Source organism: Streptomyces lunaelactis (assembly GCF_003054555.1).
Lineage (GTDB): Bacteria > Actinomycetota > Actinomycetes > Streptomycetales > Streptomycetaceae > Streptomyces > Streptomyces lunaelactis.
On the sequence record NZ_CP026304.1, the window covers coordinates 1,211,537 to 1,226,865 of the forward strand.

General features: G+C 71.1%; 16 protein-coding genes. 11 read left to right on the forward strand and 5 right to left on the reverse strand.

Going from position 1 to position 15,329, the window contains the following annotated elements:
- The first annotated feature begins 3 nt into the window (after positions 1–3).
- The 4 genes from SLUN_RS05200 to SLUN_RS05215 all read left to right on the forward strand — a co-directional run bounded on the left by SLUN_RS05200 (position 4) and on the right by SLUN_RS05215 (position 3,198).
- Positions 4–939, forward strand: a complete 936-nt coding sequence (locus SLUN_RS05200) for a M56 family metallopeptidase (protein ID WP_108147365.1) — start codon at positions 4–6, stop codon at positions 937–939.
- A gap of 34 nt (positions 940–973) precedes the next feature.
- Positions 974–1,660, forward strand: a complete 687-nt coding sequence (locus SLUN_RS05205) for a phosphatase PAP2 family protein (protein ID WP_175313052.1) — start codon at positions 974–976, stop codon at positions 1,658–1,660.
- 19 nt (positions 1,661–1,679) lie between these two features.
- Entirely contained in the window at positions 1,680–2,417 is a 738-nt protein-coding gene (locus tag SLUN_RS05210) for an HAD family hydrolase (protein WP_108147366.1), read from the forward strand.
- 133 nt (positions 2,418–2,550) lie between these two features.
- Positions 2,551–3,198, forward strand: coding sequence for a TetR/AcrR family transcriptional regulator (locus SLUN_RS05215; RefSeq protein WP_108147367.1), 648 nt, complete (start codon positions 2,551–2,553; stop codon positions 3,196–3,198).
- On the opposite strand, the gene SLUN_RS05220 is transcribed toward SLUN_RS05215, so the two are convergent.
- Positions 3,180–4,685, reverse strand: coding sequence for an LVIVD repeat-containing protein (locus tag SLUN_RS05220; RefSeq protein WP_108147368.1), 1,506 nt, complete (start codon positions 4,683–4,685; stop codon positions 3,180–3,182). The genes SLUN_RS05215 and SLUN_RS05220 overlap by 19 nt on opposite strands.
- Positions 4,686–4,861: 176 nt before the next feature.
- Here SLUN_RS05220 and SLUN_RS05225 point away from each other — a divergent pair, with 176 nt between their 5' ends.
- The gene (locus SLUN_RS05225; RefSeq protein ID WP_257153671.1) at positions 4,862–5,527 is read left to right on the forward strand and encodes a DUF305 domain-containing protein; all 666 of its coding nucleotides are present in this window, start codon (positions 4,862–4,864) and stop codon (positions 5,525–5,527) included.
- 74 nt (positions 5,528–5,601) lie between these two features.
- On the opposite strand, the gene SLUN_RS05230 is transcribed toward SLUN_RS05225, so the two are convergent.
- The gene (locus SLUN_RS05230; protein WP_257153672.1) at positions 5,602–6,198 is read right to left on the reverse strand and encodes a DUF6214 family protein; all 597 of its coding nucleotides are present in this window, start codon (positions 6,196–6,198) and stop codon (positions 5,602–5,604) included.
- Positions 6,199–6,338: 140 nt separating this feature from the next.
- Between SLUN_RS05230 and SLUN_RS05235 the strand changes: the two genes are divergently transcribed.
- Complete coding sequence (locus SLUN_RS05235) at positions 6,339–7,742, forward strand: FAD-dependent oxidoreductase (RefSeq protein ID WP_108147370.1); 1,404 nt, start codon at positions 6,339–6,341, stop codon at positions 7,740–7,742.
- On the opposite strand, the gene SLUN_RS05240 is transcribed toward SLUN_RS05235, so the two are convergent.
- Together SLUN_RS05240 and SLUN_RS05245 are read right to left on the reverse strand one after the other, a co-directional pair.
- A complete protein-coding gene (locus SLUN_RS05240) occupies positions 7,717–8,418 on the reverse strand; it encodes an SDR family oxidoreductase (RefSeq protein ID WP_108147371.1) in 702 nt (233 codons plus the stop codon). The two genes, SLUN_RS05235 and SLUN_RS05240, sit on opposite strands and share 26 nt — an antisense overlap.
- 77 nt (positions 8,419–8,495) lie before the next feature.
- Positions 8,496–8,867 carry an ArsR/SmtB family transcription factor gene (locus tag SLUN_RS05245; RefSeq protein ID WP_108147372.1) on the reverse strand — a complete coding sequence of 124 codons (372 nt, stop codon included), beginning with the start codon at positions 8,865–8,867 and terminating at the stop codon, positions 8,496–8,498.
- Between the two features lie 117 nt (positions 8,868–8,984).
- On the opposite strand from SLUN_RS05245, the gene SLUN_RS05250 reads away from it, so the two are divergent.
- The 5 genes from SLUN_RS05250 to SLUN_RS05270 all read left to right on the forward strand — a co-directional run bounded on the left by SLUN_RS05250 (position 8,985) and on the right by SLUN_RS05270 (position 14,112).
- Positions 8,985–10,064 carry an NADH:flavin oxidoreductase/NADH oxidase gene (locus SLUN_RS05250; protein WP_108147373.1) on the forward strand — a complete coding sequence of 360 codons (1,080 nt, stop codon included), beginning with the start codon at positions 8,985–8,987 and terminating at the stop codon, positions 10,062–10,064.
- Between the two features lie 244 nt (positions 10,065–10,308).
- On the forward strand, positions 10,309–11,394 hold the full coding sequence (locus tag SLUN_RS05255) for a WD40/YVTN/BNR-like repeat-containing protein (RefSeq protein WP_108147374.1): 1,086 nt from the start codon (positions 10,309–10,311) through the stop codon (positions 11,392–11,394).
- A gap of 35 nt (positions 11,395–11,429) precedes the next feature.
- Positions 11,430–12,107: a uracil-DNA glycosylase gene (locus tag SLUN_RS05260; RefSeq protein ID WP_108147375.1), complete on the forward strand. Its 678-nt coding sequence runs from the start codon at positions 11,430–11,432 to the stop codon at positions 12,105–12,107.
- A gap of 2 nt (positions 12,108–12,109) precedes the next feature.
- Positions 12,110–13,096, forward strand: coding sequence for an N-acetylglucosamine kinase (locus SLUN_RS05265; protein WP_108147376.1), 987 nt, complete (start codon positions 12,110–12,112; stop codon positions 13,094–13,096).
- A gap of 95 nt (positions 13,097–13,191) precedes the next feature.
- Positions 13,192–14,112 (forward strand): sirohydrochlorin chelatase, encoded by a 921-nt coding sequence (locus tag SLUN_RS05270; RefSeq protein WP_108147377.1) that lies wholly within the window; start codon positions 13,192–13,194, stop codon positions 14,110–14,112.
- A gap of 94 nt (positions 14,113–14,206) precedes the next feature.
- Here SLUN_RS05270 and SLUN_RS05275 read toward each other — a convergent pair whose 3' ends face one another.
- Positions 14,207–15,256, reverse strand: coding sequence for a lactonase family protein (locus SLUN_RS05275; RefSeq protein WP_108147378.1), 1,050 nt, complete (start codon positions 15,254–15,256; stop codon positions 14,207–14,209).
- Between the last annotated feature and the right edge of the window lie 73 nt (positions 15,257–15,329).

Here is a 15,329-nt window from a genome sequence, read left to right on the forward strand (position 1 = left end):
CCCATGTTGGTCTCCCTCGTGCTGTTGCTGCTCGGCGCACTGGCTGCCGTCGTGGCTCCGCGACTTGTGTCGCGTGCCGACTGGCCGGAGCGCGAGCCCGTGGTGGCGCTGTGGGTGTGGCAGTGCGTGGTGGCGGCCGTGCTGCTCTGCTTCGCGCTCTCCATGACGTTCAGCGCGGCCGCGGCCTGGCAGCTGGTACGGGGTCGTGTCTTCGCGCCCGCGCCGCACGCCGTGGTGGATGCCTACGCACTCGGCGCGAACGAACCGTGGTCCGCCGTCCTCGCGGTGGTGCTGGCGTGCGGGGGCCTGTGGACCGGGGCGATGCTTTCCCGGGAGATCTACCGCTCGCACGCGGGGCGCAAGCGGCGGCGCATGGAACTGCTGGTGCGCTCCCCGCTGCTGCCCGGCGAGGAGCCGGGCGGCAAACCGCTGGTAGTCCTGGAGGGCGAGCGGCCCGACGCCTGGTGGCTGCCGGGCGCTGCGCCCCAACTGGTCATCACCACGGCCGCGTTGGGCCGCCTGAAGGGCAGTCAGCTCGATGCCGTACTGGCGCACGAGCAGGGACACGCGCGGGCCCGGCACGACTGGCTGCTGCACTGTTCCGCCGCGCTCGCCACCGGCTTTCCGCAGATCCCGGTGTTCGCCGCGTTCCGGAACGAGATGCACCGGCTGGTCGAGCTGGCCGCCGACGATGTCGCCTCACGGCGCTTCGGCCGACGCACCATCGCGCTGGCGCTGGTCGAACTCAACGAGGACCGTGGGGTGTTCGGGCCCTGCCCCACTCCGGACGCCCAGCTGCCGCAGCGCGTCAACCGGCTGCTGACGCCGGTGCCTCGGCTCAGCGCGGGCCGCCGGCTGCGGCTGACCGCGGCAGCCGCGCTGGTGCCGGTGGTACCGCTCCTGGTGGCATTCGTGCCGGGCCTGCGCGCCCTCGGTTAGCCCGGTGGGCCGGTCAGCCGCGAGGATCTCCCCCATGCACTTCCAGCGCCCCGTTCCCCCGACCCCGCCGACGCCCTCCTCGGTCGCCGTAGCCGCCCGTACGGGCGCCGTGCTGGCCGTCGCCTCCGTCGTGCTGGTGATCCTGGTCGTGGTCTCCTGGTCCCCGCTCACCTCCTTCGACCGCACGGTCACGGACGGACTGCACCGCTGGGCGGTGACCGAGCCGGGGCTGACACATGTGAACCGGGTGCTCACCGACTGGGTGTGGGATCCGTGGACGATGCGCGCCCTGGTCGCGGTGGCCGTCGTGTGGCTGTGCCTGCGCCGCGAGTGGCTGCTCGCGCTGTGGGTCGCGGTGACGAGCGCCGTCGGCACGTACGTACAGCAGGGGCTGAAGTCCGCCGTCGGACAGGAGCGGCCGCAGTGGTCCGATCCGGTCGACACCGCGAACTACGCGGCCTTCCCGTCCGGTCATGCGATGACGGCCATGGTCACCTGCGCTCTGCTGCTGTGGCTGCTGAAGCGGCACGCAGTGGCCGCAGGGCTGTGGCGCTGGTGTGCCGCGGCCGCGGCCGTCTCGGTCGTCGGGGTGGGCCTCACCCGGCTCTATCTCGGCGTGCACTGGCCCTCGGACGTGCTGGGCGGCTGGCTGATGGGAGCCTGCTTGGTGGCCCTGTCGGTCGCTGCGTACGAGCGGACGGTCTTGTCCCGTGAGCGCTGAGGCGGAAAGGATCGCCGTCATGACGATCAAGGGTGTGCTCTTCGACTTCTCCGGAACGCTCTTCCGTATCGAGTCGGTGCGGGACTGGCTGCTCGCGGCCCTGAACGCGCGGGGCAGTACGGTCCCCGAGGCCGAACTCGTGCGGTACGCGGAACTGTTGGCGGCGGCCGGGGCGCTCCCCGGCGGGTCCGACCCCGAGCGGGTGCCGGCCCATCTCACCGAGTTGTGGGCGACCCGCGACGAGAGCACGGAGCGGCACCGGGCCGCGTACACGGGTCTCGCCCGGCGGGTGGAGCTGCCCGACGAGGGGCTGTACGACGCGCTCTACGAGCGCCATATGGCGCCCGCGGCCTGGCGCCCCTATCCCGATGCCGCCGAGGTGCTGACAGCGCTGCGGGAGCGGGGCCTGGGCATCGCGGTGGTCAGTAACATCGGCTGGGATCTGCGGCCGGTCTTCCGCGCCCACGGTCTGGACGCCCTGGTTGACGCGTACGTCCTGTCGTACGAGCACGGCGTGCAGAAGCCCGATGTACGTCTGTTCCGTACGGCCTGCGAGGCGCTCGGCCAGGACCCGCGCGAGGTACTGATGGTCGGCGACAGCCGGAGCGCGGACGGCGGGGCGGCACATCTGGGGTGTGCGGTCCACTTCGTGGACCATTTGCCGGTGGAAGAGCGTCCGGCGGGACTTCGTCCGGTGGTCGGCCTCACCGGCGCACCGGCCGGGAGTCCCACTGCCGGAGGGACACTTAAGGCATGACAAAGCCACCCGAACCGGACGATCCCCCGCGTCGCCCGGTTCGGGCAGCACTCCCGCTGACCAGGCCCTGAAGGCAGGGCAGTGGGACGCGCTGAGTATATTGGCTCGGAGCCAGTCAACGCAGGAGTCAAGCATGTCCCCGCGGAGCGCATCGGTCAATGAAGAGCTTCGTCGGCGTTCCCGCGAACGGCTCCTGCAGGCGACGGTCGAGCTGGTGGGCGAGCGCGGATACGAGGCCACGACGCTGGCCGACATCGCCGACCGCGCGGGCTCGGCGCGCGGGCTCGTCTCGTACTACTTCCCCGGAAAACGCCAGCTCCTGCAGTCGGCGGTGCACCGCCTGATGCATCTGACCCTGGAGGCGGAGCTGGAGCGCGAGCCCCGCAGCGAGGACGGGCGGGAGCGGCTGGCGCGGGCTGTCGACGCCATTCTGGGGCTCGCGGTCGACCATCCCGTGCTCATGCGCACGCACATGTCGGGGGTTCTGCAGGCCCAGGGCTTTGTGCAGTGCCCGGAGCAGCAGCGGCTGGCGTTCCTGCTGCGGGACACGGTGGAGCGGTACGGATCCGAGGATGTGGACGCCGACTACCCGCTGCTGCGCGCCCTGTTGATGGGTGCGGTCTTCGCGGTGCTGCTGCCGGGTGCGCCGATGCCGCGGGCGCGGCTGCGCGCGGAGCTGTTCCAGCGCTACGGGCTGGACTGGGAACTCGGCGTTCCGCCGGGCGAGGAGCCGCCCGGCGGAACGCGTCATGACAGCAGGGTTCACTCGCGGTCGAAGTAGTCCGGCTGGGTCTGGACATTGAGCTCGTCCAGCCGCACCCGCTTCGCCGGATCCGTACGCCTGTCGTTGATCTTCAGGACATCGAGGCCCTTGGCGATGTCGTTCGAGTAGATGTAGCCGTTGTAGTAGTACGCCGACCAGGGGCCGGCGGTGGTGACCTGCGCCAGGGTGACGGGGCCGCGCTCGAAGTACCCGATCTCCTTGGGCTTCGATGAGTCGGTGAAGTCCCACACCGAGACGCCGCCCTGGTACCAGGCCTGGACCATGAGGTCGCGGCCCTTCACCGGGATGATCGAACCGTTGTGGGCCACGCAGACCTCCGTGGGCGCCTGAGGCCGGTCGATCTTGAAGTAGCTGCGGAAGACCAGCTTGCGCCGGTCGCCCTTGCCAACGATGTCGTAGATGCCGTCGGCACCCCGGTTCGGGCCGATCTCCGCGTTGCAGGTGGCCGCGCCGCCGCCACCGAGCTCGTCGGTGAAGACGACCTTGTTGGCCTTCTGGTTGAAGGTGGCCGAGTGCCAGAACGCGAAGTTCACGTTGTCCTGGACCCTGTCGATGACCTTCGGCTGCTCCGGGTCCTCGATGTCGAACAGGATGCCGTCACCCATGCAGGCGCCGGCGGCCAGGTCCTTGGACGGGAGCACCGTGATGTCGTGGCAGCCGGTGGTCTTGGAGACGCCCGGGTTGGTGGGCGAGCCCGGGTTGCCGCCACCGTCGGGGCCTTCACCGGGGAAGAGCACCGGGAAGTTCACGATCGCGGACTTCTCGGGAGACTTGCGCGGCACCTTGATGACGGAGATTCCGTCGTGCGGCGGCTGGCAGTCGGGGAAGGTCGCGTTCGGGGAGTACGAGGAGACGTAGACGTAGACGTTGCGACGCTCCGGCACGATCGTGTGCGTGTGGGAACCGCACGCGGTCTCGACGGCGGCGACATACCGCGGGTTGCTCTTGTCGCTGATGTCGAAGATCTTCATGCCCTCCCAGGACGACTTCTCCGTCGCGGGCTGCGTGGTGCTGCTGCAGGAGTTGTCGCTGCGCGAGGAGTCGGTGGAGAGGAAGAGCAGATTGCCGGAGACGGAGATGTCGTTCTGCGATCCCGGACACAGGACCTGGGCGACGGTCTTGGGGGCCTTCGGGTTGCTGATGTCGAAGATCCGGAAGCCGTCGTAGTTGCCCGAGAAGGCGTACGTGCCCTGGAAGGCCAGGTCCGAGTTGGTGCCCTTGAGCGCATCCTTGGGGATGTTGGCGAGGTGTTCGATGTTGTCGCTGTGGACGATCTCGTCCACGCCGGGTATCTCGCCGCTCTTGATGGCCGAACGTGCCTCTGCGGCCTGCTCCGAGGAGATCGTCCCCTTGGCGGGCGTGTCCCCGGGGTCCGGTGTGGCGGCCGCGGGTCCGGCCGTCAGGAGCGTGGCGAGGAGCCCGGCCGCGGCTGCCGCCACGCCCAGACGTCTGCGCCGCACTCGGGTGGTGTGCAACAGGGTCACTGCGTCCTCCCTTGTATCCGTTCGCAGTTGAACGGTTTCCAGACCCCGGCAGTATCTTCCTTTCCATGTACATCTCAACAGGTGGCAACAGAGACGTAATGAAAGTTTTTGATCATCCGCGTGCGGAAGCGTGCTAGGACGGTCCCCAAACACCCCAAGTGCCCCAGGAGGTCACCGTGCTGAACCGTCGTAGGACCACGTGTGTCCGCAGGTCCGTCGTCGCGGCGGCGGTCACCGCCGCCGTACTCGCCCTGGGTGCCTGCGAGTCGGACTCCGGCACTCCCGCCAAGGCCAAGGGGGCCGGCGGACCGTCCGTGGTGGCGCCCGGCAAGCCGGGCGAGCCGGCCAGGACGCTCTCCGCCGACGAGGCCGCGAAGGCCGTCCCGGACGACACCCCCAACTCGGCGGACTTCAGCTACGCGCAGATGATGATCACGCATCACACCCAGGCGTTGCAGATGACCGCGCTGGCACCGGACCGCGCCGGATCCACGCAGGTCAAGCGGCTGGCGGAGCGCATAGCAGCGGCACAGAAGCCCGAGATGGGCGCGATGCAGGGCTGGCTCAAAATCAACGGCGGGGCGCAGGGGAAGGGCGGCCATGACCACTCTCGGGGCGCGATGCCCGGAATGGCCACCCCGGCTCAACTGGCTCAGCTGCGCAGCGCGAAGGGCGCGGCGTTCGACGAACTCTTCCTGAAGCTGATGATCACTCATCACCAGGGGGCGCTCACCATGGCCACCGAGGTCCTCTCCGAGGGGAACAACATCCTGGTCGAGGAGATGGCGAACGATGTGATCGCCCAGCAGACGAGCGAGATCAACCGGATGCGTTCGATGTGACGGTGGCGGGTGGGCAGCGGCAGGGGCGCGCGGACCACTGCCTGGACCCTGCCGCCCGATCGACCGGACACGGCCTAGCGGCGATGGTGGCGCGGTGCGAGAAGGCCGTCGTCGCGGGCGCCCGCGATGAGCCGGAGCGCTCTGCGACGGCTCCGCCCGGTCGCGCCCATCACCGCGAGCACGGGGTCGCTCCCCTCCTGCTGAGCGGCACGGTACGCGGCGGCGGCGATGCGCCGGCCGGCGCCGCCGCGCGGTGTGACGGTACGCGCCCGGCGGCGTCCCGGCAGCGGCACCTCCGCGGCCGGTGCCGGTTCCCCGGCCATGTGGTCCTCCACGAGCACTCGGCAGGCGTCCCCGAGCGGATCCTCGATCCTGTCGGCGAGGACGGCGAAGCCCGCCAGCGGCAGCGGCGGATCCGCCCGCATGTCCTCGATCGCGATCCGCCCGTCGGTGACGACGGCGAGCACATCGATCCGGGCGCCGTCGGCAAAGGTCAGCCGGATGTCGAACCAGGGCGGGGAGGCCTCGTAGGGCCCCTCGGGCGCTCCATGAATCCGCCCGGTGCCGCAGGTGACGGTGCCCTGGCCCTGGAGTTCCCAGACAGGCGGGTACGGCAGGGCTTCATCCGAGTCATACTGATCATTAAGGTTAAGAAACGGAGTTTCTTTCACAATTAGCACGCAACCAGGCAAATCATGACACTCTGTGGCGGCACGCACGGCAGGACGCCACAAGGCACCCCCTTAGAGCATCTCCCCCAGCCCGCACGCCGGTGCGATGCTGGAGTCCCCCTGTGGGAAGGAGCGCAGCTGTGCTTCGTGTCGCCGTCGTCGGATCGGGACCCAGTGGGGTCTACGCCGCGCAGGCTCTCGTCCAGCAGAGCCTGGTGCCGGATGTACGGGTGCATGTACTGGACCGGCTCCCCTGCCCGTACGGACTCGTACGCTACGGAGTCGCGCCCGACCACGAGAAGATCAAGTCACTGCAGAACAATCTGCGCACCGTGCTGGAGCACGAGCGGATCGACTTCATCGGCAATGTGGAGATCGGCACGCACGGACTCGGACCCGAGCGGATGCTGGAGCTCTACCACGCGGTCGTGTACTGCGTGGGCGCCGCGAGGGACCGCAGGCTCGGCGTACCGGGCGAGGATCTGCCAGGCAGCCACTCGGCCACCGACTTCGTCTCCTGGTACAGCGCGCATCCCGACGCGGCGGGCAACGGCTTTGCGCTCGGCGCCCGTTCGGCCGTGGTCATCGGCGTAGGCAATGTGGCGGTCGATGTGGCCCGCATCCTCGCGCGGGGCGCGGAGGAGCTGCGCCCCACGGATGTGCCGCAGGCGGCGCTCGGCGCGCTCGCGCTCAGCCAGGTGCGCGAGGTGCACATGGTGGGCAGACGCGGTCCCTCGCAGGCGAAGTTCACCACCAAGGAGCTGCGCGAACTGGGCTCCCTGCCCGCTGCGGCGGTGGTCGTCGAGCCCGGGGACCTCGCCCTGGATCCCGCGTACACCGATCCGTCGGGCGCCGTTCACGCCGCGCTGCCGGCGGCCAACCGGCGCAATCTCGATGTCGTACGCGGCTGGGCGGCCCGGTCCCCGCAGGGCCAGGGATCTCCACAGGGGCAGGACCGCCGGATCCATCTGCGGTTCTTCCTGCGCCCGGTGGAGCTGCTGGAGCACGGCGGGCGGGTCGCGGGCGTACGGTTCGAGCGCACCGTTCCGGACGGCGAGGGGGGTGTTCGGGGCACGGGCCGGTACGAGGAGATCGAGGCGCAGCTGGTGCTGCGGGCGGTGGGCTACCGCGGGGTGCCGCTGGAGGGTCTGCCGTTCGACGCGGACCACGGGACGGTGCCGCACACCGGCGGACGGGTGCTGCGGGACGGCGTGCCCTCGCCCGGGGAGTATGTGGCGGGATGGATCAAGCGCGGCCCGACCGGCGTGATCGGCACCAACCGGCCGTGCGCCAAGGAGACGGTGACATCGCTGCTCGACGATGCCACGATGCTGGCGCTGCGGCCGGTCGCCGCCGATCCGCTGGCGGAACTGCGTGCGTCGGGGCACCGGCCGGTCCCGTGGCCGGGCTGGCTGGCGATCGAGGCGGCGGAGTCGGCGCTGGGGCGGACTCTCGGCCGACGGTCCGTCAAGATCCCTGACTGGCCGGGCCTGTTGACTGCCGCAGGCGGAACCGAGGTCACACGGGCTGGCCGATCGGCCTGACGACCACCGTGTTGACGTCGACGCCGCTCGGCTGCCCGATCGCCCACACAATGGACTCGGCGAGCTGGTCGGCGGTCAGCAGAATCCCTGGCGGCTGACTGCCCATGCTGTCCCAGAAGGGCGTCTCCACGCGTCCCGGAGCGATCAGGGTCACTCCGACTCCGTCCTCGGTGACCAGGCGCCGGGTGTTCTCGGCGAGGCCGGTGACCGCCCACTTGGTCGCGCCGTAGATATTGCCCGGCGTATTGACGATGCCCGCGACGCTGCCTACGAGCACGATCCTCCCGCGCGTCTCCTTCAGGGCGGGCAGCGCCGCCCTGATGAGCAGGGCGGGACCGAGCACGTTCGTCAGTACCATGTCACGCCATCCGGCGGGATCGCCGTCGGCGATGGTGTCATGGGTGGCGAAGCCGGCATTGGCGACGACGGTGTCGAGGCGCCCGAACTCCTTGACGGTGGCGTCGACGGCCGCCCGGACCGACTCGTAGTCGGCCGCGTCCCCGGTGAGCGTCAACAGACCGGCCGGAGTGCCCAGTTCCTCGGCGAAGCGGCGGAGCCGGTCCTGGCCACGACCGGTGACCGTCACCCGGTGCCCCTGGTCCAGCAGCTGCCGGGCCGCCGCCGCCCCGATGCCGCTTCCGCCGCCTGTGATCAACGTGACCGGTGAGTCGGTCATGGGTACCCCCGAGGCTCAGGGCCAGGGCCGCTGCCCTTGCCGTGCCGGGGAGTCCATCACTTGGAGCGCGCTCGATGTCAACCCGCAGCCGGGGCACTCTGGTTGTCGCCGAGGCGCTCCTCCTGGCCGGCCGCCGCGCCGAGGACGCTGTCGAGCAGTCCGGGGAACAGTGCGTCCAGATCGTCCCGGCGCAGACCGTTCATCTTGGCCGTGCCCTGGTAGGTCTGCCGGATCACGCCGTTCTCGCGCAGCACGCGGAAGTGGTGGGTGGTGGTGGACTTGGTGACGGGCAGATCGAAGAACGAACAGGACAGGTCGTCTTCCGCGACCGCGAGGTCACGCACCACGCGCAGCCGCATGGGGTCGGAGAGCGCGTGGAGCACGTTCTCCAGGCGTAGCTCTTGGCGCGTGGGGTGAGCGAGCACGCGGGGGCTTGTCGCGGTGGTCACGGCGGCTCCACTTCATCGGGGACTCCATTGTACGAGGCCCATCGTAGTTTGACACTTCTCGTACTACGATGGGTATCGTACGAGTCGTACCCCGGTCCCGTCCGAATGGAGTCCGCCGTGAGCGCGCTGTTCCAGCCCTACACCCTGCGATCGCTGACCATCCCCAACCGCGCCTGGATGGCGCCGATGTGCCAGTACTCGGCGGAGGTGTTCGGGCCGAACGCCGGCGTCGCGAACGACTGGCACTTCGCGCACTATGCCGCGCGTGCCGCCGGCGGTACGGGCCTGATCCTGATCGAGGCCACGGCCATCAGCCCCGAGGGCCGGATCAGCCCCGCCGACCTCGGCATCTGGAACGACACCCAGGTCGAGGCGTTCCGGCGGATCACCTCCTTCCTCAAGGGACAGGGCACCACCCCGGGCATCCAGCTGGCCCACGCCGGCCGCAAGGCGTCGACGGACCGCCCCTGGAAGGGCGGCGCGCCGGTGGGGGCCGAGGAGCACGGCTGGCAGCCGCTCGGCCCCAGCCCGCTCCCCTTCGACGAGGGACACCCCGTCCCCACCGAGCTGACAGTCGCTCAGATCCGGGAGATCACGGGTCAGTTCGCCGACGCCGCCCGCCGCGCCCTGGACGCCGGGTTCGACATCGCGGAGATCCACGGCGCGCACGGCTATCTGATCGGCGAATTCCTCTCCCCGCACAGCAATCACCGCGACGACGAGTACGGCGGCTCGTTCGAGAACCGCGCCCGCTTCGCTCTCGAGGTCGTCGACGCGGTGCGGGCCGTATGGCCCCAGGAGCTGCCGCTGTTCTTCCGTATCTCCGCCACCGACTGGCTGGAGGAGGCCGGCTGGACGGCGGACGACACGGTGCGCTTCGCCGCGCTGCTCAAGGAGCACGGCGTCGACCTGCTCGACGTCTCGGCCGGCGGCAACGCCGCGCGGGTCCGGATCCCGACCGGACCGGGCTACCAGGTGCCGTTCGCCGCGCGGGTCAAGGCGGAGACCGGCCTCCCGGTCGCCGCGGTCGGCATGATCACCGAGGCGGAGCAGGCCGAGAAGATCCTGTCGAACGGCGAGGCGGACGCGGTGCTGCTCGGCCGCGAGCTGCTGCGCAACCCGTTCTGGGCCCGGCACGCCGCCCGTGAGCTCGGCGGCGAGATCCATGTCCCGCAGCAGTACCACCGCTCCCTCTGATCCGTTCAGTCCGTCCGATCCGTCCGAGCAACGGCCCGGCACGACTCGCCCCGGCCGCACCGATGAGTTCTCGCCTCCTGGCCGGTCTACTGAGTACGTCCCCACGCAGGAGGCCACTCGTGCTGCTTCGGAACACCCTTTTCAACCGGGCTGACCTGCGCGAAGACCCGACCCACAGGCCACTGTCAGTGGTCGGGTGCAGACTGGCCCATATCCAGACAACGGCGTCCTGGAGGTGTCGGCGATGGCCGATGTACTACTGACCGTAGGTACTCGCAAAGGGCTCTTCATCGGCCGCAGGCGCGGCGGCGCGTGGGAGTTCGACGGCCCGCACTTCAATGCGCAGGCCGTCTACTCGATCGGGATCGATACGCGCAGGTCGGTGCCCCGCCTCCTGGTCGGCGGCGACAGCGCGCACTGGGGCCCCTCGGTGTTCCACTCCGACGACCTGGGCGGGACCTGGGCCGAGCCGGCGAAGCCGGCGGTGAAGTTCCCCAAGGACACGGGGACGTCCCTGGAGCGGGTCTGGCAGTTGCATCCGGCCGGTCCCGCCGCCCCGGACGTGGTGTACGCGGGCACGGAGCCGGCGGCGCTGTTCCGCTCGGAGGACGGCGGCGAGACCTTCGAGCTCGTACGGCCCCTGTGGGAGCATCCGACCCGCTCGAAGTGGGTCCCGGGTGGCGGTGGCGAAGCCGTGCACACGGTGGTGACCGACCGCCGTGACCCGGAGGCCGTGACGGTCGCGGTGTCGACGGCCGGGGTGTTCCGCTCGCGGGACGGCGGAGCGAGCTGGGCGCCGTCCAACCAGGGGGTCTCCGCGGTCTTCCTGCCGGACCCCAACCCGGAGTTCGGGCAGTGCGTCCACAAGATCGCACAGGACGCGGGCGATCTGGACCGGCTGTATCTGCAGAACCACTGGGGTGTGTACCGCAGCGACGACGCGGGCGCCAAGTGGACCGACATCGGCGCGGGTCTGCCGTCCGACTTCGGCTTCGCGGTGGCTGCGCACCCGCACCGCCCCGACACCGCCTATGTCTTCCCGATCACGGCGGACGGGGACCGCGTCCCGGCCGGGCGTCGCTGTCGCGTCTACCGTACGAGCGACGCGGGCGGCAGCTGGGAGGCACTGTCGGCCGGACTCCCCGAGGGGGATCACTTCGGGACGGTGCTGCGGGACGCCCTGTGCACGGACGACGCGGATCCGGCCGGTGTCTACTTCGGCAATCGCAACGGCGAGTTGTACGCGAGCGCGGACGACGGGGACAGCTGGCAGCTGCTCGCCTCCCATCTGCCGGATGTGCTCTGTGTGCGGGCAGCGGCCATGGGTTGAGAGGGGTGGTCGCTGCACCAGTAGAGTGACGCTCCGTGGCAGCACGACCGTTGAAAGAAATCGTCGAGCCCGGGTGGGCCGATGCGCTCGCCCCCGTGGCCGAACGCGTCGCCGCGATGGGCGACTTCCTGCGCGCCGAGATCGCCGCCGGGCGCACCTATCTGCCGGCCGGACCGAATGTGCTGCGCGCGTTCCAGCAGCCGTTCGACGAGGTGCGTGTCCTGATCGTCGGTCAGGATCCGTATCCCACGCCGGGGCATGCCGTGGGGCTGAGCTTCTCGGTGGCGCCCGACGTGCGGCCGGTGCCCGGCAGCCTGGACAACATCTTCCGGGAGATGCACGCGGACCTGGGGCACCCCCGTCCTTCCAACGGGGATCTCACGCCGTGGACCGGACAGGGGGTGCTGCTGCTCAACAGGGCGCTCACCACCGCGCCCCGAAAACCCGCCGCGCACCGCGGCAAGGGCTGGGAGGAGGTGACCGAGCAGGCCATCCGGGCTCTCGCCGCGCGCGGCAAGCCCCTGGTGTCCGTGCTGTGGGGGCGTGATGCCCGCAATCTGCGGCCGCTGCTCGGCGATCTTCCGGCGATCGAGTCCTCGCATCCCTCCCCCATGTCCGCGGACCGCGGGTTCTTCGGCTCGCGCCCGTTCAGCCGGACCAATGAGCTGCTGGAGCGCCAGGGGGCGCAGCCGGTGGAGTGGCGACTTCCGTGAGCATGCGCCGGGTTCTGGGGGTGGACTCCGGCGGTTCGGGCCTGCGGGCCGCGCTCGCGGAGGCCGGGAACCCGGGAAAGGCCGACACCGAGGTGTCGCGCGAGCCGGTACGCACCGGTGCCGCGGGCATCGAAGCCGGGCACTTGCTGGACCAGCTGCTACCGATGGTGCGCACCCTCCTCGACCGGGCCGGAGGCGGCACCGTGTCCGCGGTCGCGATCGGCGCCGCCGGAATGGCGACGCTGGGCGGCGAGCTGCGCGCCGAACTCCCCGCCGCGCTCGCGAGTTCGCTGGGCGTACGGCGCCTGGCGCTCGCCGCCGACGCGGTCACCGCATACGCCGGGGCGCTCGGCCAACAGCCCGGAGCCGTCGTCGCGGCGGGCACCGGCATGATCGCGCTGGGCACCGATCTGACCGACTGGCACCGGGCGGACGGCTGGGGTCATCTGCTGGGCGACTGCGGCGGCGGTGCCTGGATCGGCCGGGCCGGTCTCGAGGCCGCGCTGCGCGCCCACGACGGGCGCAGGGGCGGCTCGGCCGCGCTGCTGGCGCGGATGGAGTCGGTGTTCGGTCCCGCGCCGGAGCTGCCGGGACTGCTCTATCCCCGCGCCGACCGGCCCGCAGTACTGGCCTCGTTCGCCCCGGAAGTCGCCCGCTGCGCGGCGGACGGCGACGAGGTGGCCGCGGACGTCCTCGCCCGTGCCGCGGGGCACATCGCGGAGGCGGCCGCGGCCGTGTGCCCGCCGGCCGACGAGATGCCCGAGGGCTGCGAAGTCGCCCTGACCGGAGGGCTGTTCAAGCTGGGCGACCCTCTTCTCGTACCGCTGAGGGCGGAGCTCGCCGGACAACTGCCGTACGCACGGCCGGTGTCGGCGGCCGGCGATCCGCTCGCCGGGGCACTGCTTCTCGCTGCCGCGCTCGCCACCGATACGCTGCGGCTGCCACGCCATCCGGCACTGCTGTACGTACCGACAGAGCAGGACAGGTAAGGCGTACGATATGCATCGGATAAATATGGACAGATGACGCTTGAAGGCCCCCTCCCCGAACAGTCGCGCCCTCAAAACCAGTAGCATGCGGCGCCATGAGCACCCCCACTGGGCCGGCATCCGGCCTGCCTGTACGAATGCCGCGACCCCGCCAGTCCGGGCGGCACCGCCGCCCGGAACCCGTGGCGGCTCCTGAGGGCGCGCCCGCGCTCGTGCTCGCCGTGCCGGGCGCTCCCGCGCCGGCCACGCGCAGCCTGGCCGAAGAGGTCATAAGCATCGCTCGTTCCGAGCTGCCCGGCCTCGAGGTCGCCATCGGCTACCTCGACGGCGACGACACCGAGTACCCCACGCTCGAGCGTGTCCTCGCGCACACCGCCGCCAAGCGTGTCGAGCGGTACGAGATCGCCAAGGCCGCCGGCCGTGAAGTGGCCGCGCCCGAGGGCCCCGCCGCCGTCGTGGTGCCGCTCCTCGCGGGACCGGACAACGCCCTGATGCGCCGCATCCGTCAGGCCGTCATGGACAGCCGCGCCAGCGCCGAGCTGACCGACGTCCTCGGCCCGCACCCGCTGCTCGCCGAGGCCCTGCACGTCAGGCTCTCGGAGGCCGGTCTGGCGCGCGCCGACCGCGCCCGGCTGTTCACCGTGGCCACGGCCGCCGACGGCATCATCCTGGCCACGGTCGGCGGCGATGAGGCCGTCCAGGCCGCCGGGATCACCGGAATGCTGCTGGCCGCGCGGCTCGCGGTGCCGGTGATGGCCGCCGCGCTCGACCAGGAGGGCGCGATCGGCGCGATCGCCGACCAGCTGCGCGGCTCCGGCTCGGTGAACCTCGCCCTGGCCCCGTACCTCGTGGGCCCCGAGCTGCCCGAGGGTCTGCTCGACGCCGCCGCGAAGGAGGCGGGCTGCGCCGCCGCCGAGCCGCTCGGCCCCTACCCGGCGATCGGCAAGCTCGTGCTGTCGCAGTACACGACCGCGCTGGGCATCGCCCCGCAGCCGCAGGGGTCGCCGTCTCTCTGACGGCTCTGCCACAAGTACGCAGAAGGGCCCGCACCGGTCGAACGGTCGACCAGGTGCGGGCCCTTGCGCGTGCCACCGGGCGGACAGGGAATTCCTAGGCGAAGACCACGCAGGAGGCTGCGGGAACATCGATGGAGCCCGCCCTGCGCGGCACGCCCGTCTCCTGGTCGATGTCGAACCAGGTGACGTCCCCGGAGCGCTCATTGGCCGCGTACAGCCTGCGCCCCGACGGGTCCAGGGCCAGATCGCGCGGCCAGTGGCCGCCGCACGGCACCGTGGTGACCAGCTCCGCCCGCTCGCGTGTCTCGTCGAGCGCGATGACGGCGATGCTGTCGTGGCCGCGGTTGGCGGCCCACAGGTGGCGGCCGTCGTGCGAGACGACCACCTCGGACGGGTAGCTCGGCCCGGCCGCTCCCTCCGGCAGTACCGGCGTCTCGGCGACCGGCTCCAGGACGCCCGTGTCGGCGTCCCAGCGGCAGACGGTCAGGGTCGGCTCGAGCTCGTTCAGCACATAGGCGTGGCTGCCCGCCGGGTGGAAGGCGAGGTGGCGCGGCCCTGTCCCGGGGCGCAGCGCGGTCTCGCGGTGCTGTGTCAGCTCGCCCGTCGCGGGATGCAGCGCGCAGATCCGTACGGAATCGGTGCCGAGGTCGACGCTGAGCACCCAGTGTCCGGTCGGATCGGGCAGTACCTGATGCGCGTGCGGTCCGCGCTGGCGGTCCGGATGGGGTCCGGCACCTTCGTGCTGCAGTACGCCGCTGGCCTCGCCCGGCTCGCCGTCGGCCCCGACGGGGAGCACGCTGACGCTGCCGGAGCCGTAGTTGGCGGTGACCAGATGGCCCGAGGCGAGCGCGAGATGCGTGGGTCCCGCGCCGCACACCGGCACGCGCGCGCCGATCGGCCGCGGTGATGCGCCGGCCACGTCGAACGCCGCCACCGCGCCTTCGGCCGTCTCCGAGACGGTGTAGAGGACCGTGCCGCCGGACGCGACAGCAAGGGCCAGATACGACGGGTCGGCGACGGCGTCGCTCACCCCTGTCTCGGTCAGCGCACCGGTCTCCCCGTCCACGGCGGCCGCGATTATCCCGCGGCCGCCTGCCGAGGTGAACGACCCGATGAATGCCCGCCCTGCGCCCTTGTCGCCCATAGCGTGTCCCCTCTCCGCCCACTGATCGCTTGGTGCCCGGCCGACGGTAGCAGGCGGTCTAGACCAACTCCGG